The sequence below is a fragment of the Dyella sp. genome (genome assembly GCF_035508675.1).
Taxonomy (GTDB): domain Bacteria; phylum Pseudomonadota; class Gammaproteobacteria; order Xanthomonadales; family Rhodanobacteraceae; genus Dyella_B.
In genome coordinates this window covers 1-26,793 of record NZ_DATJMN010000363.1, presented here as the reverse complement: position 1 = coordinate 26,793, position 26,793 = coordinate 1, and the positions used below count along the sequence as shown (strand labels likewise).

17 protein-coding genes are annotated in these 26,793 nt (G+C 62.5%); 6 read left to right on the top strand and 11 right to left on the bottom strand.

The features are described from left to right. The 11 genes from VMA74_RS19370 to VMA74_RS19320 all read right to left on the bottom strand — a co-directional run. Nucleotides 1–1,460: potassium-transporting ATPase subunit KdpA (locus tag VMA74_RS19370; RefSeq protein WP_325369987.1), on the bottom strand; the 1,460-nt coding region annotated here is incomplete at its 3' end. Continuing rightward, nucleotides 1,457–1,549, bottom strand: a complete 93-nt coding sequence (gene kdpF / locus VMA74_RS19365; RefSeq protein WP_115479695.1) for a K(+)-transporting ATPase subunit F — start codon at nucleotides 1,547–1,549, stop codon at nucleotides 1,457–1,459. The genes kdpF and VMA74_RS19370, both read right to left, overlap by 4 nt. Nucleotides 1,550–1,908: 359 nt before the next feature. Beyond that, nucleotides 1,909–3,792: a DEAD/DEAH box helicase gene (locus VMA74_RS19360; RefSeq protein WP_325369985.1), complete on the bottom strand. Its 1,884-nt coding sequence runs from the start codon at nucleotides 3,790–3,792 to the stop codon at nucleotides 1,909–1,911. 60 nt (nucleotides 3,793–3,852) lie between these two features. Next, nucleotides 3,853–4,419, bottom strand: coding sequence for an FUSC family protein (locus tag VMA74_RS19355; protein WP_325369983.1), 567 nt, complete (start codon nucleotides 4,417–4,419; stop codon nucleotides 3,853–3,855). 13 nt (nucleotides 4,420–4,432) lie between these two features. Beyond that, nucleotides 4,433–6,649, bottom strand: a complete 2,217-nt coding sequence (gene uvrD, locus VMA74_RS19350) for a DNA helicase II (protein WP_325369981.1) — start codon at nucleotides 6,647–6,649, stop codon at nucleotides 4,433–4,435. Nucleotides 6,650–6,748: 99 nt separating this feature from the next. Further along, nucleotides 6,749–6,967: a hypothetical protein gene (locus VMA74_RS19345; RefSeq protein ID WP_325369979.1), complete on the bottom strand. Its 219-nt coding sequence runs from the start codon at nucleotides 6,965–6,967 to the stop codon at nucleotides 6,749–6,751. A gap of 85 nt (nucleotides 6,968–7,052) precedes the next feature. Beyond that, nucleotides 7,053–8,372 (bottom strand): hypothetical protein, encoded by a 1,320-nt coding sequence (locus VMA74_RS19340; RefSeq protein WP_325369978.1) that lies wholly within the window; start codon nucleotides 8,370–8,372, stop codon nucleotides 7,053–7,055. 113 nt (nucleotides 8,373–8,485) lie between these two features. Beyond that, nucleotides 8,486–9,280 (bottom strand): TOBE domain-containing protein, encoded by a 795-nt coding sequence (locus tag VMA74_RS19335; RefSeq protein WP_325369977.1) that lies wholly within the window; start codon nucleotides 9,278–9,280, stop codon nucleotides 8,486–8,488. A 163-nt stretch (nucleotides 9,281–9,443) separates the two neighbouring features. Beyond that, nucleotides 9,444–10,946, bottom strand: a complete 1,503-nt coding sequence (locus VMA74_RS19330; RefSeq protein WP_325369975.1) for a hypothetical protein — start codon at nucleotides 10,944–10,946, stop codon at nucleotides 9,444–9,446. 267 nt (nucleotides 10,947–11,213) lie between these two features. After that, nucleotides 11,214–12,239, bottom strand: a complete 1,026-nt coding sequence (locus VMA74_RS19325) for a terpene synthase family protein (RefSeq protein ID WP_325369973.1) — start codon at nucleotides 12,237–12,239, stop codon at nucleotides 11,214–11,216. Nucleotides 12,240–12,685: 446 nt separating this feature from the next. After that, nucleotides 12,686–14,302, bottom strand: a complete 1,617-nt coding sequence (locus VMA74_RS19320; protein WP_325369971.1) for an alpha-glucosidase family protein — start codon at nucleotides 14,300–14,302, stop codon at nucleotides 12,686–12,688. A 557-nt stretch (nucleotides 14,303–14,859) separates the two neighbouring features. Between VMA74_RS19320 and VMA74_RS19315 the strand changes: the two genes are divergently transcribed. The 6 genes from VMA74_RS19315 to VMA74_RS19290 all read left to right on the top strand — a co-directional run. Further along, nucleotides 14,860–17,760 (top strand): TonB-dependent receptor, encoded by a 2,901-nt coding sequence (locus tag VMA74_RS19315; RefSeq protein WP_325369969.1) that lies wholly within the window; start codon nucleotides 14,860–14,862, stop codon nucleotides 17,758–17,760. A 178-nt stretch (nucleotides 17,761–17,938) separates the two neighbouring features. Continuing rightward, nucleotides 17,939–19,504, top strand: a complete 1,566-nt coding sequence (locus tag VMA74_RS19310) for an alpha-amylase family glycosyl hydrolase (protein WP_325369967.1) — start codon at nucleotides 17,939–17,941, stop codon at nucleotides 19,502–19,504. A 192-nt stretch (nucleotides 19,505–19,696) separates the two neighbouring features. Beyond that, nucleotides 19,697–22,048 carry a TIM-barrel domain-containing protein gene (locus VMA74_RS19305; RefSeq protein ID WP_325369965.1) on the top strand — a complete coding sequence of 784 codons (2,352 nt, stop codon included), beginning with the start codon at nucleotides 19,697–19,699 and terminating at the stop codon, nucleotides 22,046–22,048. 110 nt (nucleotides 22,049–22,158) lie between these two features. Continuing rightward, nucleotides 22,159–23,718 carry a GH39 family glycosyl hydrolase gene (locus tag VMA74_RS19300; protein ID WP_325369963.1) on the top strand — a complete coding sequence of 520 codons (1,560 nt, stop codon included), beginning with the start codon at nucleotides 22,159–22,161 and terminating at the stop codon, nucleotides 23,716–23,718. A gap of 179 nt (nucleotides 23,719–23,897) precedes the next feature. Next, entirely contained in the window at nucleotides 23,898–26,078 is a 2,181-nt protein-coding gene (locus VMA74_RS19295) for a Six-hairpin glycosidase-like protein (protein ID WP_325369961.1), read from the top strand. Beyond that, nucleotides 26,075–26,793, top strand: a 719-nt coding sequence (locus VMA74_RS19290; RefSeq protein ID WP_325369959.1) for an MFS transporter, incomplete at its 3' end; no start/stop codon positions are given. The genes VMA74_RS19295 and VMA74_RS19290, both read left to right, overlap by 4 nt.

Below are 26,793 nucleotides of genomic sequence, written 5' to 3'. Positions count from 1 at the left end.
TTGAAGATCGTGGCCTTCCCTTGGTCCGTAAGCACGGCGCAAGCCGTGCCCATGAGCACGACGGCGCACGGCACGAGAATGCCGATCGAGGCCATCTTCATCTCGTAGGCTTCGATCTTCTTGCCGATGTATTCGGGCGTGCGGCCAACCATCAGGCCGGCGATGAACACCGCCACCACGGCAAACGCGAGCATGCCGTACAAGCCGGAGCCCACGCCGCCGAAGATCACCTCGCCCAATTGGATCAGCCACATCGGCACCAGGCCACCGAGGGGCGTAAGCGAGTCGTGCATGTTGTTGACGGCGCCACAGGAAGCACCCGTGGTGATGGCGGTGAACAGACTGCTGGCAACGATGCCGAACCGCGTTTCCTTGCCTTCCATATTGCCGCCGGCCTGCAGGCTGGATGCATGCTGATCGATCGACAGCGTATGCAGGATCGGATTGCCGGCTTGTTCGGCAGCAGTCACGCCGATCGTCAGCGGAATGAAGATGACCAGCATGGTGGCGAGGATGGCCCAGCCTTGGCGCCGATCGCCCACCATCTCCCCGAACGTGATGCACAGCCCGCCGGGAATCAGGAAGATCACCAGCATCTCCAGGAAATTGGAGAACGGTGTGGGGTTTTCGTACGGATGCGCGGAGTTGGCATTGAAGAAGCCGCCGCCATTGGTCCCCAGCATCTTGATGGCCACCTGCGAAGCCGCGGGCCCCATCGGCAAGGTCTGCGTCGTGAGCGGGGCGGGTTTGGTGACGGCATTGCCGGACGCATCTTTGATGGGGTTGCCCGCGGCATCCGTCACCGGTTGCGCGTACGAACTGGTCTGCACCACGGGCACATCCACGTACGACTTGAAGTTCTGGATCACGCCCTGGGATACCAGCAGCAGTGCAAGCAAAAAGGAAATCGGCAGCAGAATGTAGAGCGTGGTGCGGGTGAGATCGACCCAGAAATTGCCGATGCCTTTTGCCGTTTTGCGGACCCAGCCGCGGATCACTGCGATCGCCACGGCAATGCCGCAAGCGGCGGACATGAAATTCTGCACCGCCAGACCCATCATTTGGGTCAGGTAGCTCATGGTCGACTCGCCGGCATAACCCTGCCAGTTCGTGTTAGTGATGAAACTGATGGCGGTGTTGATCGAGGAATCGGGGCTTACCGCAGGGAAATGCTGCGGATTGAGCGGCAACCATTGCTGTATGCGTTGCAACAGATAGACCATCAGCATGCCGGCCACGTTGAAGATCAGCATGGCGACCGCGTAACGCTTCCAGCCCATGTCTTCGCTCGCATCCACGCCGCAGACGCGATAGATCAGCCGCTCAAAGCCGGCACCGATGCGTGTAAGCCGGTTCGGTTCGTCGGCAAATACATGTGCCATGTAGCGGCCCATCGGTTTGATGAGCAGTAGCAGCACGACCAGGTAGATGCCGATCTGGATGAAATCGTTGGCAGTCATTCGAACCACTCCGGTTTCAGCAAGGCCACGCACAAGTAAACCGTCAAAGCCACCGCGATCGCGGCAGCCAGTCCGTAGAAGAAGTTCATGGGAGTCGCTCCGTTACGAAATCGCCGCCGCGAATGCGGTCAACGTGGCCCCAGGCGGTCGCACAGCAGCAGAAAGCCAAGCGTGGCCGCTGCCAGCACGAAGCCGAAAAGTAGATAGACAAAATCCATGGGTGTCGCTCGATGCCTTTCAGCTGCGCACTTTAGGCATCGGCGTATAAGAAGCGGGTAGCGAAAATGGCCTGTCGCATAAAGAACGCGTAAATTTTCCTATCCCGAGGGAACTCGGTGAGGGTCCGTGCGGCGTATGGCCTTGTTTTCGCTTGGGGACGCCCTGGTTTAAACCATCGCAGCGGAGGTTGGGATGCAATCCCAGCTCAATCGAAGGCGATGCCGGGATTTCATCCCAGCCTGCTTGTCGATCCCGATCCAAGTTGCGCCTGAATGTCGTTGATCGAGGCGCGGATGCGCGCGGTGAATACCGATTCCTGGTGATGGAGCAGGATCAGCTGCTCGGTGGCGCGGGTCATCGCCACGTAGAGCAAGCGCGCCTCCTGGGCTTCGTCCTGGGCTTGTTTGGGCATCGCGCCCAGGCCAGGAATGATCACCACTGGAAATTCCAGGCCCTTGCTCGAATGCATGCTCACCAGCTTGACGCTGTCTTCGCCCGAAAACAGCGAGCTCTTGCGGGCGCCATCCGCATGGCGGCCGGCGATGCCGGCCTGCTGCAGGGCCTGCTGGATCTTTTCGCCCTCCCAGTGATTGCGGAACAACACGGCCATCTCTGCAAGCGCACGGCCCTGTTGTTGCTCGAAACGGATGCGCTCCACGATGGCGTGCAGCTCGGCGCTGGCGTTTTCGGTGCGGATCAGGAGGGGTATCGCGCCGCGGCGGCCAGCGCTTTCGGGCGCGATCAGCGGGACGTCTTCGTCGTCGCCGATGTGTTCGTCGAACAACGCCTGCGCAAAACGGCGGGCCACGGAGAGGATTTCCAGGGTATTGCGGTAGTTGATGCGCAGGATGGTGGTGCGCCCCTGCGCCTGCACGCCCACGCTCTTCCAGGTGAACGCGGGGCGGTTGGCCTTGCCGTAGATGTTCTGCGCGTCGTCGTAAAGCACCAGCAGCGATTGGGTGGCCGGGTCGACCATCTGCACGATCAGGCGATACCACTCCGGCTCGAAATCGTGGCCTTCGTCGATCAGCACGGCGCCGTACTGGAAGCGCGGAATCTGGTTGTGTTCCACCCCTTGCATCACACGTTCCACCATGGCTTCGAAGAAGCCGTCGCCGTCGGGCGGCAGCGGCACGTGGTAAGCCTTCAGCATGGCGCGGCACCAGCTGTGGAAGTTGTAGACCTGCACCTTGTCCGCCAGGCCGCGCTCGCCCATCAGCTGGTCCAGCCGCGCGGCTAACGTCTTGTTGTAACAGAGCACGAGAATCGGCTTGGCCAGCGTGCGCGCCAGGTGCATGGCGCGAAAGCCCAGGATCATGGTTTTGCCGGAACCGGCTACGCCGTGGATGATGCGGTGCTCGTCGCCCAGCGAGCGCGCCAGCTGCTCCTGCTGCATGTCCATCACGCGGATCAAGTCGGGAATGTCGACGGAAGCGTTGTTTTCCTTGTCGTTGTCGAAGGCCAGCCCGAACTGCCCTTCGCCCCACTCCACGCGCAGTTCGGGAAACATATGCCAGCGGATGCGGTCGATCTGCGGCAGCGTCAGTGCGCAGGGAAAAACCTGCGGGAACATCGCCCACAGGCGTTCCTGAAAGGTCTCGGCATCCTCGCTTTCATACATTTCGTCGCGACAGATCACCAGGTGCGCCGGGATGACATGTTCCAGCTCGCCTTCGGTGAACTGCTTGCGGCTGATATTGGCCAGTACCACGCCATACGCCCACGGCATGATCAGCTTGCCGGCATGGCGATGCGGCGGGGGATGGATCAAGGCGGGGTCGCGTTCCAGTTCTTCGTTGATGCGGATGGCATACGCATGCGCCTGCATCAGCGGATTGGTTTCCTTCACCAACCCGCGCTGGGTGATCAGGGTGAACTGGGTCTTGTCGGCAATGATGCGCTCCGGCGCCCAATCCTTCACCTCCAGCACCAGCAAGCCGCGGCGAGGATGAAAGACCACGAAGTCGGGACGGCACTGATGCCGGCCGATCGGCACGTCGTACCACAGCAGGTAATCGTCTTCGAGCTTTTGCTCCAACCGTTCGGAAAGGCGTTTTTCGCCAGGACGCATGCGGCCGAGGCAGCTGTTGCGGGTAGGGATGAGCTTGGCCATCCGTGCCTTCCTGTGGGGTTCGGCGGTGTGGCCGATCATAGAGCAGGCGCGAATGCCAGCCTATGATCTTTCGCCCAGCCAGCGCTGTTCCAGCTTGTGCGCAACCCCGGTCACCAGTAGCGCGCTAAGTATGCCGATGGTGACTTCGCCCAGGCGCGTCAGCGCAATCGTCCAGAACGGGCCGGTATGCGGCACCAGCATCACGATAGTTACCGTGGTCGCGCTGAGACGTCCGGCATTGCCGATGTTGAAACACCAGCACAACACGATGGAGACCGCCATGGTGACGACATAGACAAGGTAATTGTCTTGCACCAGGTACGAGGCGATCATCGCGATCAGGGCACCGATGGCGGCGCCGATCACCTGGTCGCGCGAGGACTTGCGGGTGTCCAGATAGGTTTGCTGTGTGACTGCAATGGCGGTCAGTGCGCCCCAAAATGCCTGTTGCGTGTGAAGCAGCAAACCGAGGCCGTAGCCGAGACTGGCGCCGGCAATGGCTTGCACGGCCAGCGAAAGGCCGTTGCCCAGGCGGTGGCGCCACGGCAGGCGTTGATAGATATCCTGCAGTTGCTGGTTGAAGTGGCCCAGTTCACGGCGCCACTCGCGGAATGCTGGTCCGTTCATGGCCGTACGATTCCTACAGCGGTGTGAGCTTGGCGTAAGCGGCCACCAGCCATTTGCTGCCGGTACCTTCGAAATTGATCTGCAAGCGGGTGTGCGCGCCGCTGCCCTCCGCGCTGATCACCACGCCTTCGCCGAAGCTGGGATGGCTGACGCGCTGGCCGAGTTTGACCGGCAGGTCGTCTTGTAGCGAGGGCGCCGGCTCGGCAAAGCGGCCGGCATAGAGCGGGCGGCTTACTTGCACGCGTGGACGCACTTCGTCGAGCAGCGAGGGCGGTATTTCGGCAAGGAAGCGCGAAGGGCGCGACAACATTTCCGTGCCGTGCATGCGGCGTGATTCGGCGTGCGTAATCACCAGACGCGCGCGCGCGCGCGTGATGCCGACGTAGGCAAGGCGGCGCTCCTCTTCCAATCGCCCTTCGTCTTCGACGGAACGCTGGCTGGGAAACAAGCCTTCTTCCACGCCGACCAGGAACACCAGCGGAAACTCCAGGCCCTTGGCCGAGTGCAGGGTCATCAGCTGCACGCAGCTGTCCCAGGATTCGCCCTGGCCTTCGCCGGCTTCCAGCGCGGCGTGCGACAGGAAGGCGGAGAGTTCGCTCAATCCTGCTTCAATGTCGTCCGGCGTGAGTTCGAAGCGGCTGGCGACGTTGACCAGTTCGTCCAGGTTTTCCACGCGCGACTCGGCGTTGCCGCGGCTGTCTTTTTCGTAGAAGTCGCGCAGGCCGGATTGGGTGATGGCGTGCTCGATTTGTTCGGCCAGGGAAAGCGCCTCGCCGTTGGAAGCCTGCTCTCCTTCGGGGAGAGCGGGAGCGAACGTGCGGGCCATTTCGTCGATCATCGCAAGGAATGCCTTTACTGCATTCTTCGCACGTCCCGCCAGTTCGTTGCCGGCAGTGAGTTCGCTCAGCGCAGACTCCCACATGGACGATCTTTCACTGCGTGCACGGCGGCGTATGACATCCAGCGTACGATCGCCGATACCTCTCGGCGGTGTGTTTACGGCGCGCTCGAAGGCCGCGTCGTCATGGCGGTTGGCGGTCAGGCGCAGGTAGGACAGCGCATCCTTGATTTCGGCGCGCTCGAAAAAGCGCAGGCCGCCGTAGACGCGGTAGGGCACGTCGTGCTGGATGAGTTGCTCTTCGAAGTTTCGCGATTGCGCGTTGGAGCGGTAGAGGATCGCGCAGTCTTTCGCATCGCCATGCTCGGCTATGTATTCGCGGATACGCTCGATCACGAAGCGTGCTTCGTCCTGTTCGTTGTACGCGGCGTAGACGGCGATGCGTTCGCCTTCCTCGCCGGCCGTCCACAATTGCTTGCCGAGGCGGTTGCCATTGCGCTCGATGACGCTGTTGGCGGCTTTCAGGATGGTGGAGGTGGAGCGGTAGTTCTGCTCCAGCTTGATCGTGCGCGCGCCCGGAAAGTCGCGCAGGAACTGCTGCACGTTTTCCACCTTGGCGCCGCGCCAGCCATAAATGGCCTGGTCGTCGTCGCCGACCACGAACACCTGGCCGGTGCGGCCGGCCAGTACGCGAATCCAGGCGTATTGCAGTGCGTTGGTGTCCTGGAATTCGTCGATCAGCAGATAGCGCCAGCGTTGCTGGTAATGCTCCAGCACGGCGGGCTGTTGCAGCCATAGCTCGTGCGCGCGCAGCAACAGCTCGGCGAAATCGACCAGGCCGGCACGGCGGCAGGCATCTTCATAGGCCTGGTAGATCTGCACCAGCGTGCGTGTGACCGGGTGCTGGTGATGCTCGATGTTTTCCGCGCGCTTGCCTTCATCTTTCCAGCTGTTGATCTGCCAGGCGGCCTGGCGCGGCGGAAAGCGTGCCTCGTCCAGACCCAGGCCGGCAATCACGCGCTTGACCATGCGTTGCTGGTCGTCGGCATCCAGGATCTGGAAGCTTTCCGGCAGGCCGGCTTCGCGCCAATGGCGGCGCAGCAGGCGATGCGCGATGCCGTGGAACGTGCCGACGGTGAGGCCTTGCGTGCCGCCCTGGATCAGCTGGTCCAGGCGCCCGCGCATTTCGCCCGCGGCCTTGTTGGTGAAGGTCACGGCAAGAATCGCCCACGGCGGCACGCGATCGACCTGGTTGAGCCAGCCGATGCGATGCGTGAGCACACGCGTCTTGCCGGAGCCGGCGCCGGCGAGGACCAGGTAATGGCCGGATGATGCGCAGACGGCTTCGCGCTGCGCGTCGTTGAGCGAGTCGATCAGGTAGGAGACATCCATCCACGGGATTGTAGCGGGTGCGCGATGGATGTTCCCGCTAGGTGCCGATCTACGCGGGCTACGCTGTTGCCGGCGCGGAGACAGGGAAGGAAGGCGCGCTCAGCGCTTCGAAAACAAGCCGCCCAGCGTCAGCAACGCGCCCACCACAATGCCGCTGATGCCCATCCACTCGGGAATCGCCTTGTCATGCTTGGCGGTAAGTTTGGCCGAGCCGATCTGCAGCAAGGTATCCGTCTGCGTGTAGCTGCCATGGCCGAACACGACCCACAGGCCGCCGACCAGCAGCACGAGTCCCAGGATGATGAAAATGGCGCGCATGCTTCGCTCCTTAAAAAGATGGGGTGATCATAGGCGCTGGCCTCTTACAAAAGAAAGGCGGCACCCACGATCGCTTCACGCACCCTTAAAACTTGTAGTCGATCATCACCCGGTTGTAGACGAAGGTCTTGTTGGTCGGATTGAGGTTGTCGATGCCGCCGTTGGACAGCTCCCAGCGGTTGCGCAGTGTCAAGCCTCTCAGATAGCCGTCCAAATGGTAGATCACATCGAAATACAGGTCGTGGCTGTTGCCGCGGAAGTAGGTGATGTATTTCGCGTAGGCGGCGGTCAGTTCCAGCTTCTTGTGGAGCAGGTCGTAGGTGAATTTGCCTTTCCATGCGCGGCCGGGGCCAGCTTCGACCAGGCCGCGGATCATCGAGGTGGTGAACAGCGGATCGGTACCATAGTTGGTGGTGTACGGCGAAATCAGTGCGCCGCCACCGACCGCGCCTTCTTCGTGCGCCACCTTGTTGTACAAGATGTCGAAACGGCCGTTGGGAATCACCACGCCAAGGTCGCCGCCTATGACGCGGCTTTTCACATGGTTGCCGGCCGCGCCGAACAGCTTCGTGCCGGTTTCAGTGAAGCGGTTGTCCGGGCTGTCGTTTTGCGCCAGGTACTGCGTGCCGATGACCGGATTGAAGCCGGTGCCGGTGTCGAACACATAACTGCCCACCGCATAAGCGGTACGCGCGAAATGCATGAAGTCGTAATAACGCAACTGCGCGTTCAGCCCGCCATTCACGTAGGTGGTGCCGCCTTCCCAGGTGCCGGGATCGGAACGTGCATCCAGCGGCAGCGAGCCGTTGTTGCCGTACATCGAATCGCCTGCATAGCGCGACGGGTAATACAGGTTGTCCGCAAACATGCCGTACGACGTCCGGCTCTTCCAGCTGTATTCGCGCAGGGCGAACAGGTTCCAGCCGGGTAGCGGCGTCAGCTGCACTTTCAAGGCGTTGTACGAGGAGGGAATCACGCGCGAATCGTTGTTGCCCATCCACGGATCGTCGGCGAGGTATTGGTAGCCGCCGCGAAACAGAAAGATGCCGTGCTGGTACTGCAGATAGGCCTGGCTGAAGGCGCCGATCGAATTATTCGGACCGGCCAGCGTGGTGTCGATCTTCGCTAGCTTGTCCGAATGCGTGCCCAGCGAATTGGCGGTGACGAACGAACCGCCCACGCTGAAGCCGGTCAGGAAGCTGCCGGTTTGCGCATTGATCAGCGCGGCGACCGAAAAAGCTTCGGCGTTCGGTGTGCTTTTGCTGGCGTAGAGGCGGCTGAAGTCGTAGAGACGCAAGTCGCCGTCGACGTGGCCGTTGCTGAAGATGTCATCGTCCGCGTGCGCGGCGCCGCTCGCCGCAAGCAATCCCACAATGGCGGCGACAAGCGCCGGTCGCTTCAACATGCCGATTTCCCCGTCCAAGAGCGAGCAGCTGCCGAGCCGGCTGCTGCGTTATATAGACGAGTATATGACGGGTTGGTGTGAAGCCCTATTGCCGTTGGCATGTGGGACTCTGCTCAACGGCTTGTCCCCAGCAGCACGCTTGAGGCTTTCACGACGGCGACGACCGGCGTACCTTCCTTCAGGCCCAGCCGGGCCACGCTTTCCGCGGTGATGACGGCCGCCATCACGCTGCCGCCGGTCAGGCGCACGCGCACGTCCGCGTTCACCGGGCCTTCGATGATCTGCGCCACCGCGCCGGGAAATTGGTTGCGCGCCGACAGCCGCATGCCTTCTTCGGGCAGCGCCAGCAACACGGAAGACGCCTTGATCAGGGCAATGGCGTCGCCGCCGATTTTCAGGCCCAGGTTTTCCGTGCTCTCGCAGGTAAGCGTAGCCACGACGCGTTCGCCACCGGGCAAGGCCAGTTCCACCGTATCGTTGACCACGCCCTTGTGGAGGGCGACGACCCGGCCGGACAGCTGATTGCGCGCACTGGTGCGGAACATAAGGCTCCTGATCAGCTTGATATCGGCGGCAGAAGCTTCGGTCAGCGGCGCCAATTGTTCAAGGAAGCGGCGGTGCACCTCTTCCAGCGCGGCAAAGGTTTCCACCAGCCGTTGCCCGCGTTCGGTCAGCCGGGTGCCGCCGCCGCCCTTGCCGCCGGCCATGCGCATCACCAGGGGCTCATCCGCCAGGTTGTTCATGGCGTCGATCGCGTCCCACGCGCCTTTGTAGCTCATGCCCACGGCGCGCGCGGCGGCGCTGATGGAGCCGGTTTCCTGGATCTTGGCCAGCAGGGCGACGCGATCGGCGCCGCCCAGCGCCTGATCGTCCGCGTGAAGGGAGAGCATGCCCTTGAGCTTGAACATCCCGCGTCTGCCCGCTGGTCGGTGGTCTAGTCAAAGCATTGCATGAGCGGCGAGCTACGACATGCCTGCGCAAGCAAGGTGGCGGTCGACTGGGACGCCCCTTCCACGCCCGGAAGCTGCGAGCAAGCCGGAATGCCATCCCAGCCTGCTCGCTCGAACCGAATTACTGCGCGAACTCGTAGTAATCCACGCCCAGGTCCTGGAACGCCGCTTCGTAAGTGTCGCCGGTGCGGGCGATCACGAACTGGTTGATGGGCGGGCAATCCAGTGCCACGTCCTGACCGTCGTGCATGGCTTCGTACTGCTCGCGGGTGAGGTCCGTCGATTCGGCGAGGGCCGCGCGGAAACCGATCTTCGCCGCCGCGTCGCGCCAGCCCGGTACCACGCGCAGCGGAATCGCCTCGGATGCATCGCCGCTGCCGTAGCCGATGGCGTACAGCTTGGCGTCGGTCCATTCCACGTTGTTTTCCAGCGCCTGCTCGAAGCCGGCGGCAATCCATGCCGGCAGTGCCGCGGTGTAGAGATTGCCCAGCTCCATTGCCCAATCCGTGCCCAGGTTCACGCGCGTGGCCAGCAATTGCTGGAAGGCGGGGCTCTTGCGCACGATGCCCGACAGCTTGGTGGTGAGCGGATGCGCATCCTGCGGGGCTTCGGCATGCGCGCCCTGGCTCAGGAATTCGCCGAACAGATCCGGCGTGTTGCGGCATTCGGCGATCACGCCTTCGGCCGATACGCCGGCCTGCTCGCACAGCGCCTGGAACTCGGCGTTGGGCTGCGGCGCACGCGCCAGCGCGCGGGCGTAGATGAAGGCCAGCGCCTGCAGCGGCATCATGTGGTACGGACGATGGAAGAACAGGCCTTTGGCGCCTTCCAGAAATGCCAGGTCGGACACGCCCAGGCGCTGGATCATCGCATCCGTGGCCTGGCCCACTTCGTCGAGGTAGGCAAAGGTGGAGTACTTGCCGCTGAAGATCGGGAAGTCGTGCAGGCGGCGATGGCGCTGGCCGTATTCCTGGTGGAAGTAGCGCAGCAGCGGCTTGCGGAAATCCGGGCCGCGGAAATCCGAGGCACTGCCCGCGTGCGCCAGGTCCACTTCGAACAGCTTCGGCTGTGCTTCCACCAGCATCGCCACGGCGCCGGCGCCTTGCGTCTGTTCGCCGCTGGAGCCGCGCTCGTAGGCAGCGATGTCGCTGCACACCACGATCGCCTGGCGGCCGTTGGCGTCGAACGCCACGTAACGCAGCGCGCTCTTGAGCGCGTACACGCCACCCAGGCACGCGTGCTTGAATTCGGGCACTTCCATCTGGCGCGACAGGCGCGGCAGCCCCAGGCGTTCCAGTTCGCGGTCGACCATGCCGCGCACGATCACGGCGCCTGCGGAGTTGTCCTTGCTGCTTTCGGTGCCCAGGGCGAGTTGGCCGACGTTGCGCGGATCGATCTTGTATTGCTGGATCAGCCGCAGCACGGCGGTGGCCGCCATGGTGTATGCGTCTTCATACGGCGCCGGCTGGCGGAAGCTGCGGCCTACCACGGCTTGCACTTTGTCCCAGGAATTACCGGTCCATTCGCACCAGTCGCGCAGGGATACGCGTGGGCGGGGTACGTACAGGCTCATGCCGCTCACGCCAGGATTGCGTCGTGCTGCCGTATCGTTCGCTGTGTTCAAAAGCTGGGTCCTCGATGGTGTCGGAGCAACGCCGGCCGCCATGAACTCGCCGTGCACGCTTGGGGCGTGCAAGCTGCGGGAACATGGAGGGCGCGCGGCAGGGCGGATTTCTTGTAACGATTGAAACCGTCCAGGCAGGGGTGATGCGCGCACCCGGCCGAACTACGAGATTTTAACCATGTTAGCTTTCGGCAAGTCGACTTTTGCCTGCACGGGAACCCGTCAAGCCTTTTTTGCACCGCATCGTGAACGATGGAAAGCGGCGAATTACCAGGCGGTAATGGCCGCTTCCGGGTCGGCAAATGCGCGCGTGCCGTGCTGCGCGGCCATCCAGTCGCGGTAGCCGCTCATCCAGTGCTGCAAGCCACTGATGTAATGGGACACCGCAGGGCCGGTGCTTTCCTTGATCGCCCTGGCGGTGCGCAAGAATGTCTCCAGCTCTTTGCGAATGCGTTCGCTCAAGCGGTCTACGCTGTGCTGCAGCGAATAGCCTTGGTTGGTATACAGCGCCACCGTGTTGCGGTGTGTCGCCGACTGGCGGATATCCATGCCCAGGTGCTGCACGTCGCTGCTCCAGCACACGATGCGGTTGGTGTGCCGCCGCAACTGCTGCACGCTTGGCCGATCGTGTTCGTCCGGCGGCAGCGGCAGGCCGTCGGCGAAATCGATCAAGTAAAGGCACGGATACAAGCCGCCGGTGTGGCGCAGGATGGCCTCATGCCGTTGCGGCGGAGAAGCCTGTGCATGCGTGTGCTCCAGCATGCGCAAGCCGGCCATGCCTACCCACAGGTGCATGGCGTGGGCGAAGCGCTCGAATTGCGCGCCGGACATGTTCGACTTGAGATCCCGGCACAGATCCACCCAGGCGGCTTCGCCGTATACCGGCTCCGCGCCGGAACGGCTGGTATCGAGCACGTCGATCACCGCGGTGAGGTTGGCAATGGTGTACGCCGATACCTTTTCGTTGTTGCCGACACACCAGTCGTCGATCAGGAAGTACCAGGCATAGAAATTGGCAATCATCTGCAGCCGCTCCTTCGACGCATACGGGTGGCAGCGCGCTGCCAGCCAGCCGAATTTCGCCCGCGCCAGGCGCGAACGGTAATGCTCGTTGGGAATCAGGCTGTGCTGGATCAGCCATTGGTGCATGCGCGCTTCCACGAACGGGGCGTGTGGCGAACAGGCGCTGGCCCAGGGGTAATGCAGGGTCGGCATCTGCAATCCGGTCGGCGCGCGATGGGCGCGGGACGTGAACGGCGAGCTGACAGGCACAAGGTGTTCGCTGTAATTCATGGCGGCTCTCTCCGTGAGAAACGAGCGCAAGGGAATACGGCAAAGTGTTGCAAAGAAAACCGTGTCGATCGGTGCGTGATCCAATCGCTGCCAGCGTTTTGAATGTGGGACCGAAGCAAGCAACCGGCCCAGGCAGTGCTGTCGCGGTATAACTTTCACCAGGCGCCTGGTCGGAGGCGTCGCCGAATGAGCTGCAGGAATGTCGGCCCGCCTGTATCCCTCGGGCGAATGGGTGAAAGCCTAGGCTCGGAAATGTGATGGAGGCGTGAATTTAGACGGTTAAGTGGTTTGATTTTTCTGGAATTAACCGGGACGCGTCAGAAGGCCCCATGCATTCCTTTGGATCCGTCGCCCGGCGTTTGCCGCGGGGGATGGTCCGCAGTGAAACCTGGGGCCTTACGGCGATGGCTCCCGGCTTATACACAGCGAAAGAAACGAGCGGATGGCTACGCTATCCGCGCGAAGAGCACGCCGTGACCCGGCAGCTCGAGCTGCCCGTTCTGCAGCATGCCTTGCGGCAAGCCGTGCCCTTCCAGCGGCGTGGCCGCGTCGAATCCCGGCAGTGGGAGCGTCTGCGCCTGCTTGCCGAGATTGAACACGGCAAGTACCTGTTCGCCACCATCACTGCGCACGAAGGCGAGTATCGGCTCGGGCAGATCCAGAAAGCGGATATCGCCGTGCCGCAGCGCGATCTGGTCAGCGCGCCAGCGCATGAAGCGGCGGAAGCCTTGCAGCACGGATTGCGCGTCGGCTTCCTGGTGCGACACGGACAGCGCTTTATGCGCTTCATCGATCGGCAACCATGGCGCCACCGTGCTGAAGCCGGCGAACGGGCCATCATGCCAGGGCATCGGCGTGCGGCAGCCGTCGCGGCCCTTGAAATTCGGCCAGAAGGTGATGCCGTAGGGATCGCGCAGCGCTTCGAACGGCACGTCGGCTTCGGTAAGGCCGAGTTCTTCGCCTTGATACACGCAAACCGAGCCGCGCAGTGAACACAGCATGGCGGTGAGCAGGTTGGCCAGGCGTGGCGATGCGTTGCCGTTGCCCCAGCGCGTGAGCACGCGTTCCACGTCGTGATTGGAAATGGCCCAGCATGGCCAGCCTTCGCTTACCTGCGCTTCCAGTTGTGCCACCGTCTGGCGGATGTACGCGGCGCTATAGTCGCTGCTGAGCAATTCGAAGCTGTAGCCCATGTGCAGGCGATGGCCGCGCGTGTATTCGGCCATCGTCGCCAGTGAGTCTTCCGAGGAAATCTCGCCCAGCGTCACCGCATGCGGGTAGCGGTCGAGCAGCTCGCGCAAATCCTCAAGGAAATCGAGGTTTTCCGGCTGCGTGTTGTTGTACAGGTGATACTGGAACGCGTAGGGATTATCCGCGCTGAAGCCGCGGCCCACGCGCTTTTCCTTCGGTTTGGGCGGATTGTCGCGCAGCTGCTTGTCGTGGAAGCAAAAATTGATCGCATCCAGGCGCAAGCCATCCACGCCCTTGTCCAGCCAGAAGCGCACGTTGTCGAGCACAGCCGCGCGCACGTCCGGATTATGGAAGTTCAGATCCGGCTGCGCGGCGAGAAAGTTGTGCAGGTAATACTGGCCGCGCCGCGGCTCCCATTGCCAGGCCGAACCACCGAAGATCGACAGCCAGTTGTTCGGCGGGCTGCCGTCGGGCTTGGCGTCCGCCCACACGTACCAATCGGCTTTCGGGTTGGTGGCGCTTTCGCGGCTTTGCTTGAACCACGCGTGCTGGTCGGAGGTGTGGCTGAGCACCTGGTCGATCATCACCTTCAAGCCCAGGCTGTGCGCCTTGGCCAGCAGGCGGTCGAAATCCGCCAGCGTGCCGAACAGCGGATCGACGTCGCGGTAATCGGCGATGTCGTAGCCGAAATCGGCCATCGGCGAGCGGAAGAACGGCGCGATCCAGATCGCATCCACGCCCAGGCTCGCCACGTAATCCAGCCGCTGGATGATGCCCGGCAGGTCGCCCACGCCATCGCCATTGGTATCCAGGAAACTGCGTGGATAGATCTGATAGATGACGGCGCCGCGCCACCAGGATGCATCGGTCATGTGAAACGCTTTCCTTAGGGTCAATCCGAAACGCGCCGGTTCTGCTTCCCTGGCTGCGCAGCACGAACGACGCGTCGAGCAAGCTCCTCGCCTGCAGGAATGGGGGGCGAGCAGCTTACAGCCTGTAGGTCGATCTACGCTTCGAAGAGAGGGCAGAGCTTGTTGGCGTGCTGCAGCTTAGTCGCGAGGTTCTGCTTGCTCGCAGGACTTGCATACGTATTCATTCGTGCTGCAGATGCGGCAAGAATCGGGCGGCGAGCATCGGTTGGGGCACCGGTGGCGCTCGACGCATTGCGTGAAACCCGCGCAAAGCAGGCATTTTCAGCGGTTTTGGCGTAGTAGCGCATGCATGCGAAGCGCGCATGTTGCGCTGCGATGGACCCGGTCCGGGCGCAGGTATGAATACGTATGCATGATGTGCGCTGCTTGGAAAAACGCGCCCTACCATCCGTTCCACACTGCTGGCGACAAGCCTGCGTGCAAGCCGCCGTTGCAGCGACATAGTGGCGAGCGATCAGAAGAGGCACACACAAAAATGATTTTTGGGGAGGGGACTCGTGATACTCAAGCGTAATTTGCTGGTGATGGCTCTGGCTTCGGCAGGTCTCACCATGGCTTTCGGCGTGCAGGCCGCGACGGGCGACAACGGTGCGCAGACTGCGCCTGATACCGCGCAGCAGACCAGCACGGCGAACGGCACCAACAACAGCAATGGCGGCAGCAGCCAGTCGACGACCAATTCGAAGAGCCAGAAGGAACTGGCCAAGAGTCTGTCCACCGTGACCGTGACCGGCTTCAGCAGCAGCGTCGAGAAATCGATCGACTACCAGCGCTATGCCGATACGATCCAGAACGTGGTGACGGCGGCGGATATCGGCGGCCTGCCGGATCAGTCGATTGCGGACGCCCTCACGCGCCTGCCCGGCGTCTCCGCCGAGCGCATCGCGGGCCAGGCGTCGCAGATCAACTGCCGCGGCCTGTCCGGCAACTTTATCGAGACCACGCTGGATGGTCGCGAGCAACCTTCGACCAGCGGCAGCAATTACATTCAGTTCGATCAGTATCCTTCGGAGCTGATCAACATGGCGACCGTATACAAGTCGTCGCAGGCGTCGCTGATCGAAGGTGGCGTGGGTTGCACGATCGGGATGCAGACGGCCAATCCGCTGGAGAACACCAAGGACCAATCGCTGAATGTCGATGCACGTGGCAGCTATGACGGCCAGGCGCACGACATCGTCGGCGACAATCCCGTGGGTTACCGCGCCAGCGTTGCGTACCAGGGCAAGTTCCTGGACAACACGCTGGGTGTCGGTCTCGGTTTCGCACAGCTCTACCAGCCGCATATTTCCGAACAGTTCGTGGGTGAGGCGTTCGGTGGCTTGCAATCGCTCGATCCCAACAATCCGAACAGCCGCCAGGCTTACGTGCCGGAAGGCATTCAGCTGCAGCAGGATGGTGGCACCGAACGCCGTACCGGTTACCTGTCGACCGTGGTGTGGAAGCCGACGGATCATTTGCAGATTACCGGCGACATGTATTACTCGAAGTTCGACAACGACTATTACGGCTACGGTTTCCGGTCGCAGAACTTCTACGGCAATAACGCTGTCATCACCAATCCGATTCTTGGTGTTGGTAACACGCTGCTCGGTGGTACGGTCAGCACCAATCCGAACCAGAGCAACGTGCAGTTCTCCAATGAGACGACGGCGGATAACTACAGCACCCATACCGGCGTGTTCTCCGGTGGCCTGAACCTGAAATGGAATAGTGGCCCCTGGCACGTCGAGTCGGACCTATCGCTTTCGCATGCCGAGAGCAATGAGATCAACGTGGATACGACGGCCGACGCTTACACCGGCCTGGGCACGAGCAATCCCACCCTAATGAATCAGTCGGTGACGTATGCGCTCAACGGGCTCAACGTCGGCTCGGCATCCGTCGCCAACCCGGGTGTCTACACCAATCCCAACGACATGGCGCTGTCGCGTTACGGCGTGTATCCGTACATCTACCATGATCGCTACCGGGCCTTCCGTACGGCCGTGCAGTACGACCTGGAAAACAACCCGATCTTCACCGACATCCAGGCCGGCGTTTACTTGAACAACCACACGTTCGAAGCCAACCGTACCGTGTGGGTGTATGGCTCGGAGTGGAATTCCTACCCGGTCACTGGGGAGCCGCCGCTGCCGCTCAGCAGTGCGGACACCCAGGAGGTGTGTTGGAAGGGCAAATTCAGCGGCCTTCCCTGTTTCCTGAAGCTCAATGCGCCAGCGATTCTTGCGCAGTACGGTATCCAACCCAATCCCCAGCTCGACCTGGACAACAACAGCTGGTCGGGCATTCAGAGCGGCACGGTGCATGAGAAAGTACGTGACATCTTCCTCATGGGCGATATCGATACCACGCTCTGGAACCACGAGCTGACCGGCAACCTCGGCTTGCGCGTGTCACATACGGCGCAAGCCAGCTCGGGCATCCAGGAGGTGGAGCCTGGGCAGGGCGTGCCGATGACGGACGGTTTCGGCTACGTCGCCAACGATTTCATCCCGATCAATGTCGGCATGTCCTACACCAAGTGGCTGCCGTCGATGAACCTGATCTACCACTGGACCGATAGCGATCAAACCCGCTTCTCCGTGGCCAAGGTGCTGTCGCGTCCGCCTATCGATTCAATGCTGGCCGGCGCGGGCTCTTACATCACCAATGGCCAGTACAACGTCTGGGGCGGAACCAGCCCGCTGCTGCGTCCGCTGACCGCGATGCAGTACGACCTGGACTACGAACATTACTTCGATAACTCCAGCGGCTTGTTCACGGCCGGCGTGTTCGTCAAGCACATCGATACCTTCGTGCAGACGAACGTGACCTACAACAACTTCGACTTCGCTTCGGTCGGCATCACGGTGCCCAACAACCCTGCGACGGGCCAGCCCTACTTGAATGGCTCGTACACAACCGCCTATAACGCGCAGGGCAGTATGGTGCGTGGCTTGGAATTGTCGTTCCAGAAAACGCATTTCCTGCCGGGTATCTGGTCAGGCCTGGGCTTCGGCGCCAACTACGCCTTCACGCAGAGTCCGTTTGGCGCCGCCTCGACGCTGGGTGGTCCGCCGCAGGTCCAGGCATTGCCGGGGCTTTCACGCAACGTGGCCAGTGCGCAGATCTTCTTCGACAACGGCCTGTTCTCGGCCAACCTTACCGGCAACTACCGTTCGAAGTTCGTGTCTGACTCGCAGATCGCCGTCACCAACCAGATCGTGTATTTCGCGCCGGAAATGGTGTGGGACCTGCAGACGGCTTACAACGTGACCAAGAACGTCTCGGTGCTGTTCCAGGTGCTGAACCTTACCAACCAGCCCACCCGCACTTATTTCGGCAATCCTTCGGAAACCGGCACGATCCAGTATTTCGGACGTACGCTTTACGCAGGCTTCAACCTCAAGATCTAAGTGCGTCAGTACTTGGCCTGGCGTCTCTGAGCGACGCCGGGCGCTCCCTCCCCGGTCCTGTGGACGATTGCAGGGCCGGGTCCTTTTTTTAAAGCAGGCATGACCCGTTTCGTCGTTTCCCGACCTCGTTGCGCGGCCGTGCCGCGGCGACGACACTCCATCCCCGGGAGGCGACCCTATGTCCAAGTTCAGAACCCTTCTGCGTTCCATGGCGATCAGCGCAGTGTTGGCGCTGCTGGCCGTACCATCCTTTGCGCAAGACAGAGCGACGACAGCGAAACCCGGCGCACAAGCGTCCGGTGTCTATTACGAGATCTTCGTCCGCGCCTTCTACGACACCAACGGCGATGGCATCGGTGATCTCAAGGGCGTGACCGCCAAGCTCGACTACATCAAGTCGCTGGGCGTCAACGGCATCTGGCTGATGCCGATCAACCCGTCGCCCACCTACCATGGCTACGACATCACCGACTACGAAGGCATCAATCCGCAGTACGGCACGCTCAAGGATTTCAAGCAGCTGCTGGCCGAGGCGCACAAGCGCGGCATCAAGGTGGTGATGGACATGGTGATCAACCACACCAGCGACCAGCACCCCTGGTTCAAGGCCGCGCTGGACCCGAAGGATCCGCACCACGACTGGTACCTGTGGGCGAAGCCGGGTACGGATTTGACGGCCATTAGTGCCGTGGGCGGGCCGGCGTGGCATCGCGCATCCAATGGCGCCTACTACGAAGGCACCTTCACCGCTGCGATGCCGGATCTCAATTATGACAATCCGGCCGTGCGCAAGGCCATGATCGAGGTGGGCCGTTTCTGGCTGAAGCTGGGCGTGGATGGCTTTCGCCTGGATGCCGCGCAGCACATCTACGATGATCTCCGCACCGACATGAGCGATCCGATTGCGCTGCAGAAGAACGTACGCTGGTGGGCCGAGTATCGCCACGCGCTGGAGGCGACCAACCCGCACGTATGGCTGGTCGGCGAAGTGGCGCGCCAGAATCCGGATGACCTGACGCCGTACATGGGGCCGCTCAATACGGTGTTTGATTTTCCGCTGGCGACACAGCTGATCGAGAGCGTGAACCAGGAGCGCAACCTCGGCATCGGCCGCGGGCTGGAGTACACCTATGCGGCGTATCGCCGGCACGCCGACGGTGCGTTCGACGATGCGCCGTTTCTCTCCAATCATGACCAGACGCGTGTAATGAGCCAGCTGGACGACAACATGGCCCACATGCGCGTGGCTGCCGCCTTGTTGCTGACCCTGCCCGGCCATCCCTTCATCTACTACGGCGAAGAGATCGGCATGCAGGGCACCAAGCCCGACGAAGACATTCGCGAACCGATGCGCTGGTATCGCAACGGCAAGGGACCGGGCACGGCCAACTGGAAGGGCTGGAGCACGACCGACGATGCGGCGGTTTCGGTGCAAGCCCAGGATGCCGACCCCGCCTCGCTGCTGAACCTGTACCGCACGCTGATCGACTGGCGCGAGCAGGTGAGCGCATTGCGCGATGGCGTGCTGCGCAACATGCCGGCGGCCGATCCGCACGTGCTGGCCTATACCCTGCAGGATGCGCAATCGCGTGTGCTGGTGGTGCACAACCTGTCGCGCGATGCGCGCGTGTTCGAGCTGGGAAGCGATGCGCAGGTGACGTCGGTGCGCCTGCAAAGCGGCGGCGTGGTGCTGGCGAACGGGAAGCTGACGTTGCCGCCGTATACAACCGCGATCCTGCAGTGATCGGCGCGTAGGCGAGCGTGTTGGTGGTGAGCCCCGGACTTGATCCGGGGCGAACCCCAACGTTGCCATGCGCATAGTCGCGCTGGGATTCGCTGCGGATCAAGGCCGAAGCTCACCGCCATTGCCCCTAAAAAACATCACTCTGGTTATATTCGGGCACCTTGAGCATGGCAAACAAGAAAGGAAGGGTGGATGACAAGCCTGCGTAATATGGCCTTCTGTGGCCTGCTGTTCGCCTCCGCGTCTTACCCGGCGCTCGCCGATCAAACCCCACCGGCCTTCCAGCTCGCGCATGCCGACGCAAGCGGCATCGAGCTGAGCCATGGCAGCGACCGCATCGCCATCCGTTTCGTCACGCCGAACGTGGTGCAGATCCACGGCATGCCGCATGGCGCAAGTACGCGCGCCGGCATCGTGATGGATCCGCATGCTTCACGCGACATGCTTTCCAACCTGCGTGTGCATACCCATGGGGACAGCGTCTCTGTCGCCAGCAGCGAGCTGATGGCCACCTGGGACGAGCAGGCGGGTCGCCTCAGCATTGCCGATGCGCTGGGCCACGTCCTGTTGCAGACTGATCCCGCTGCACTGATGGACCAGCATATTGACCTGCAACACGACGCCGGCGATCCGCTTTACGGCATCGGCGGCTACGATGCGTTCGAGCCGGCCAAGGGCGGCTTGCTGCGCCATGGCGTGCAGATCGCCAAGGCCGGCGAGCAGGGCTATCCGGGCGGACCGTTCGTGTGGAGCACGTGTGGCTATGGCGTGCTGGTCGATACCGTCGGCGCCAAATTCGATCTGAGCGACGGGCATATCGACGTCACCGGCATCACCCGCGAGGACGTGACCTACGACGTCATCGCCGGCACGCCGCCGAAAATCTTTGCGGCGCTGGCCAGTCTCAGCGGCGCGCCGCCGATGTTTCCGAAATGGGCGATGGGCTTCACCAACAGCCAGTGGGGCATCGACGAGCAGGAGCTGCTGGACATCGTGCATGCCTACCGCAGCCGGCACATTCCCATCGACAACTTCACCTTCGACTTCGACTGGAAGGCGTGGGGCGAGGATAATTACGGCGAATTCCGCTGGAACGAGAAAAAATTCCCCGACGGCCCCAGCGGCAAGCTGAAGGAGCTGATGGACCAGCTTGGCATGCATATGACCGGCATCATGAAGCCGCGCATCCATGTCGACACGGTGGAAGGACGCTACGCCGAGGCGCACGGCTTCTGGGCGGCGGGCCGGCCGCAGAACATGGATTATTTTTCGCTGAAGCCGGTGCGCGAACTGGATTTCGACCAGGCGGCCGTACGTGCGTGGTTTTTCAATGACGCGCTGAAACACTCCTTCGACACCGGCATCGTCGGCTGGTGGAACGATGAGGCCGACGATACCAACAGCAATACGCAATTCCTCAACATGCAGCGCGCGCTGTACGACGGGCAGCGCGCCTATGCACCGACGCGCGTGTGGTCGATCAACCGCGATTTCTATCTCGGCGCGCAGCGCTATGCCTACGGCCTGTGGTCGGGCGACATCGACACCGGCTTCGACAGCATGGCGGCGCAGCGCCAGCGCATGCTCAGCGCCATCGACGTGGGCGAGATGAAGTGGGGCATGGACGGCGGCGGCTTCCGTGGCCATCCGGACAACGAAAACTACGCGCGCTGGATCGAGTTTGCCGCCTTCGTGCCGATCTTCCGCGTGCACGGTACGCTGGGCGAAAAGCGCCAGCCCTGGGTGTACGGCCCGGTGGCGGAAAAAGCCGCGGCCGATGCGATGCGCCTGCGCTACGCGTTGATTCCTTACATCTACAGTTACGAACACGCCGATACCGTCAAGGGCGTCGGCATCGTGCGGCCGCTGACCTTCGACTACCCGGACGACCCACACGTGCGCGACGATGTGGATGCCTGGATGTTCGGGGACAGCCTGCTGGTATCGCCGGTGGTGGAGAAGGGCCAGACGGAAAAGGACATCTATTTGCCCGCCGGCCAGTGGACCGATTACTTCACCGGCAAGCTGTATCAGGGCGGCCAAACCATCCATTACAGCGTGGACAGCAAGACCTGGGACGACATCCCGCTGTTCATTCGCGACGGTGCGATCATTCCCACCCAGCCGGCCATGGATTATGTGGGCGAGCACCCGGTGACGGAGCTGACGGTGGACATGTTCCCCACCGCGCACGCCACGCATTTCGACTACTACGACGATGACGGCAGCACCTATGCCTATGAGCATGGCGTGTTCTATGCGCAGCGGCTGGCTACGCAGCGTAGCGGCGAGGGCGCGGAGGTCAGCATCGATGCGCCGCACGGCCGCTACAAGCCGGCGCTGAAGTATTACCTGGTGAAGGTGCATGGCGTCGCCGCTGCCAGTGCAGGCGCCCTCAAGTCGTATGCGAATGCGCAAGCGCTGCAGATAGCGAAAGGTGAGGGCTGGGCGGTGGATCACGATCGCTATGGCGAGGTGACGCTGCTGCGTCTCGCCGCGGACAAGGCTACGCAGGTGCCGTTGCAGGCGGCGGCCGTGCATTGATCCGGCCGGCAGGTGGCCACTCCTGGCATTGAATGCCGGCCCCCATCTGTAAGACACTTGGATCCATGTAAGTAAACGTTTACATGCCGGCAAAATCCCAAGGACTCGCCATGCCCGTCACTGCCCCGTTGCGCCGCACTGCATCAAAGTTTGGCTTCGCCATCCTGCTGGCGTTCGGCGCCGCCCACGCCGCAACGCCTTCGACCGCCGATACGGTCGCCATCCAGATCGACGCCAGCGCGAAGGGCACGCCCTTCCCGCATTTCTGGGAACAGATGTTCGGCTCGGGCCGCGCGGTACTGGCGCTGCGCGACGATTACCGCAAGGACATCGACGCCGTGCATCAGGCTACCGGCTTCGGCTACGTGCGCTTCCACGGCATCTTCGATCGCGACGTGGGCCTGGTGTGGCGCGACAAGGACGGCCGCATTCGCTACAACTTCTCCTACGTCGACCAGATCTACGATGGCTTGCTGGAGCGCGGCGTCAAACCCTTCGTCGAACTGAGCTTCATGCCGCCGACGCTGAGTTCCGACCCTTCGCAGCAGCATGAGTTTTGGTATCACCCCAACGTGATGCCGCCGAACAATTACGCCGAGTGGGATGCGATGATCCACGCCTTCGCCCAGCACTTGATCGCACGCTACGGCATTGACGAGGTATCCAGCTGGTATTTCGAAGTGTGGAATGAACCGAATCTCAGCTTTTGGGGCGGCCGGCCGGAGCAGTCCACCTATTTCACGCTGTACGACCATACGGCGCGTGCGCTGAAAGCGGTCAATCCGCGCATCCGGGTGGGCGGCCCCAGCACCGCGCAGGCAGCCTGGGTGCCGGATTTCCTCCGGCACGTGCGCGATGCGAAGGTGCCGGCGGATTTCGTGAGCACGCACGTATACGGCGACGATACCGCGCAGAACGTATTCAAGACCGACGAGAACATTCCGCGTGCCGACATGGTGTGCCGCGCGGTGGATGAGGTGCATCGCCAGATCGCCGCGTCACCGTATCCGACCATGCCGCTGATTTTCAGCGAGTACAACGCTTCCTACGCCAACCTGCCGAACGTCACCGATACGGTCTACATGGGGCCGTGGATGGCGAACACGATTCGCGAATGCGCGGGCAAGGTCGACATGATGAGCTACTGGAGCTTCTCCGACGTGTTCGAGGAGCAGGGCGTGGTACGCAATCCGTTCTATGGCGGCTTTGGCCTGATCGCGGCAGACCGCATTCCCAAGCCGGCGTTCAACGCGTTTGCGATGCTGCATCGGCTGGGCGCTACGCGCCTGCCGCTGTCCTCGGACAGCGCGCTGGCGACCCGTCGCGATGATGGCACCCTGGTGCTGGCGCTATGGAACTACGCGCCGCCGGTGGGTGATACCGATACGTATACCAAGGGCGAGCCGCAGGGCGCGGTCAAGCATTTCGACATCGACGTAGCGCATCTGCGCGCGGCTGCAAAAGCCACCGTGTGGCGCCTGGATGAAAGCCATGGCAATGCGGTGGCCTTGTTCGATCGGATGGGACGCCCGGATTTCCCCAGCCGCGAGCAGATTGCGCAGTTGCGTGCGGCAGGCAGGATGGCGGAGCCGGTGTCGATGGCGTTGGAGCACGGGCATCTGCGGATGGATATTCCGCCGCAAGGGTTGGTAGTGGTGGAGTTGAGATAAGGGAGCAACGCGCGATGGCATGAATACGTATGCAAAAACGCTGCGCACTGCCGGCAGCTTGCCTACCATGCACGACCGCCCGCGCGAAACCTCGCGTCTATGCTGCAATCGCAGCATGCGCATCGCATCGTGCCGTGCCATAACCACGTTGTTCCGAGTCATCCATCCGCGGAGTGTGCATGCTGAGCGTTGTATTGATGGCGGCCCTGGCCGCAGGTGCCCAAGGGGACGCGTGGCGGGACGAGATCGTATGGCGCGGACAGCAGGCGCATATGAGCGTGGCCAGGAACGGCCATTTCACCTTGACCGGCCCGTTCGGCACGCGCGATATCGGCGCGCAGCGCATGCGTGTGGAAACCGCCAGCCCCATGTTCGACGGCTTGTTCGCGCTGGCGCAGCAGGAGCTGAGCCAGGATTCGGTGACGGCCATCCGCGACGATGCCTTCGACAACGGCCAGCCGATTCCCTGCATGTGCTTCGAGACGGGCGCAAAATGGCCGTACGTGTGGACGCGCGACCTTTCCTATTCCATCGACCTGGGCCTGTGGCGATTCGATCCGCAACGTGCACGCAACGGTCTGAGCTTCAAGCTGTCGGAGGTGCGCGATCCGTCCTTGCCGCAAGGCTTGTACGTGATGCAGGACACCGGTTCGGGCGGCAGCTGGCCGATCAGCACCGACCGCGTGGTGTGGTTCCTGGGCGCGCAGCATCTGCTCGATGACAAGCCGTTTGCCGATAACGTATACCGCGCGTTGAACGACACGCTGGCGCAAGATCGGCAATACGTGTTCGATCCGCATATGGGGCTGTATCGCGGCGAGACGTCGTTTCTCGACTGGCGCGAGCAGACGTACCCGGCGTGGACGGCGAGCAACGTGGTGTTCATTGCGCAGTCGTTCGCGCTGTCGACCAATGTGTTGCATTACCAGGCGCTGCAACTGGCGGTACGCCTGGCGAAGGAGCATGGCGACGGCACCATGGCGAAGCATTACGAAGAACAAGCCGCTGCGCTCAAGAAAGCGATCAACGCGCGTTTCTGGCGCGCGCATCGCGGCATGTACATGAGCTACATCGGCGGCGACGGCACGCCTTACGACACCTACGATCTGCTTGGCACGGCCCTGGCCGTCACCAGCGGTGTCGCCGAAGGCGAAAGCGCGCGCATCGCGCTGGCCAACTATCCCACCTGGCCGGCCGGCAGCCCGGTGATCTGGCCGGAACGCAGCGATCAGCCGATCTATCACAACCGCGCCATCTGGCCGTTCGTCAGCGCGTATGCATTGCGCGCGGCGCGCGCGGTGAACGATCCCGCGCGCATTGCGCACGAGCTGCGTTCCATCATGCGCGGTGCGGCCATGGCCGGTTCCAACATGGAAAATTACGAGCTGCTTACGCAGTCCACGCACGTCGACGACGGCAAGCTGAGCGGACCGGTGGTAGATTCACCGCGGCAGTTATGGTCGGTGGCAGCCTATCTGGACATGGTGAATGAGGGCGTGTTCGGACTTGCCCAGGACGGCCGTATCGAACCTAAGCTACCGGTATCGCTGGTGCCGATGTTGTTCGGCGACCGCGACAGCATCAGCCTGCATGGTCCGGAACGCAGCATCACCTTGCGTCTTCCCCGCACGCTGCACGGCAATCTGCTGGTGGCCGGCAGCATCAAGCGCCACGGCATGGACACCGTGGTGATGCTGAGGGCGGTCGACCAGCCTTCACTTCCGTTGCGCACCGACGCGCCGCTGTATGCGCCCACGGCCCCCGACGCACCGACGATCGAGCAGGACGACAAGGGCTGGCGGGTGACGGTCGACGGCAAGGTGGTGCTGTATGCGGACGGCCAGCGTGTCGGCCGCATCGATGGCAGCACCTATATCGCGCAGGGAGCCAAGCCGCCGTGCGTGAGCGTGACGCGCGTGGATGAACACGGCATGGAATCGCTGCACAGCCCGACGGTTTGCGGCGGCGACCCGATCGCCGTTGACGACAGCTGGCCGCGCGCGTGGACCGCGCCTGCTACCGGCCACTATCGCGTCTGGCTACGCTATGAAAACAACCACGGCACGATCGAGACCGGCGTGACCGCGGCGGTGAAGATACTGGTGGCGCACTGCGGCAGTGAAACCCCGCAGCGCATGCCGATCGTGATGCCGCACAGCGTCGGCGAGCAGGCGTCCACCTACGGCTTGATCGCCGCGAAAGCGGGCGTGGCCTGCCGCTTCGAGCTGCAGCAGGGCTTCAACATGAGCGACCTCAGCCATTTCGCGCACTACACCGGCGGCAAGGGCGGCAGCGAAGGACCGCTCAATGATGCGCGCATCGGCGACCTCATCATCACGCCCGCCACGGGTACGCCATGAACCGCAAACCGAGGCTTTCGTTCTGGCAGATCTGGAACATGTGTTTCGGCTTCCTGGGCATCCAGTTCGCCTTTGCGTTGCAGAACGCCAATGTCAGCCGCATCTTCCAGACGCTGGGTGCGAGCGTGGGCGATATTCCCATGCTGTGGATCGCGGCGCCGTTCACCGGGCTGATCGTGCAGCCGCTGATCGGCTACGCCTCCGATCGCACCTGGGGACGGTTGGGGCGCCGCCGCCCCTATTTTCTTGCCGGAGCCGTGCTGACCACGCTGGCCTTGCTGTGGATGCCCAACGCCGGGATGCTATGGATCGCTGCGATGCTGCTGTGGATGATGGATGCATCGATCAACGTATCGATGGAGCCATTCCGCGCGTTTGTCGGCGATCAATTGCCGACGGCGCAGCGGCCGCTGGGCTATGCGATGCAGAGTTTCTTCATTGGCCTCGGCGCCGTGGTCGCCTCGCTGTTGCCGTATCTGCTGGCGCATCTGGGTGTAAGCAATGTGGCCGGCCCTGGCGGCGTTCCCAATACGGTGCGCGACGCGTTCTACATCGGTGGCGTGGTGTTGCTGGGCTCAGTGTTGTGGACGGTGCTGTCCACGCGCGAATACCCGCCCGAGCAGTTGCGCGTGTTCGACGATGCGGTGAAGCAGGCGCCGGTGCAGGTGGAGCGGCGCCATGCGGGCAACCTGGGCCTGGCGTGGCTGGCCGCTGG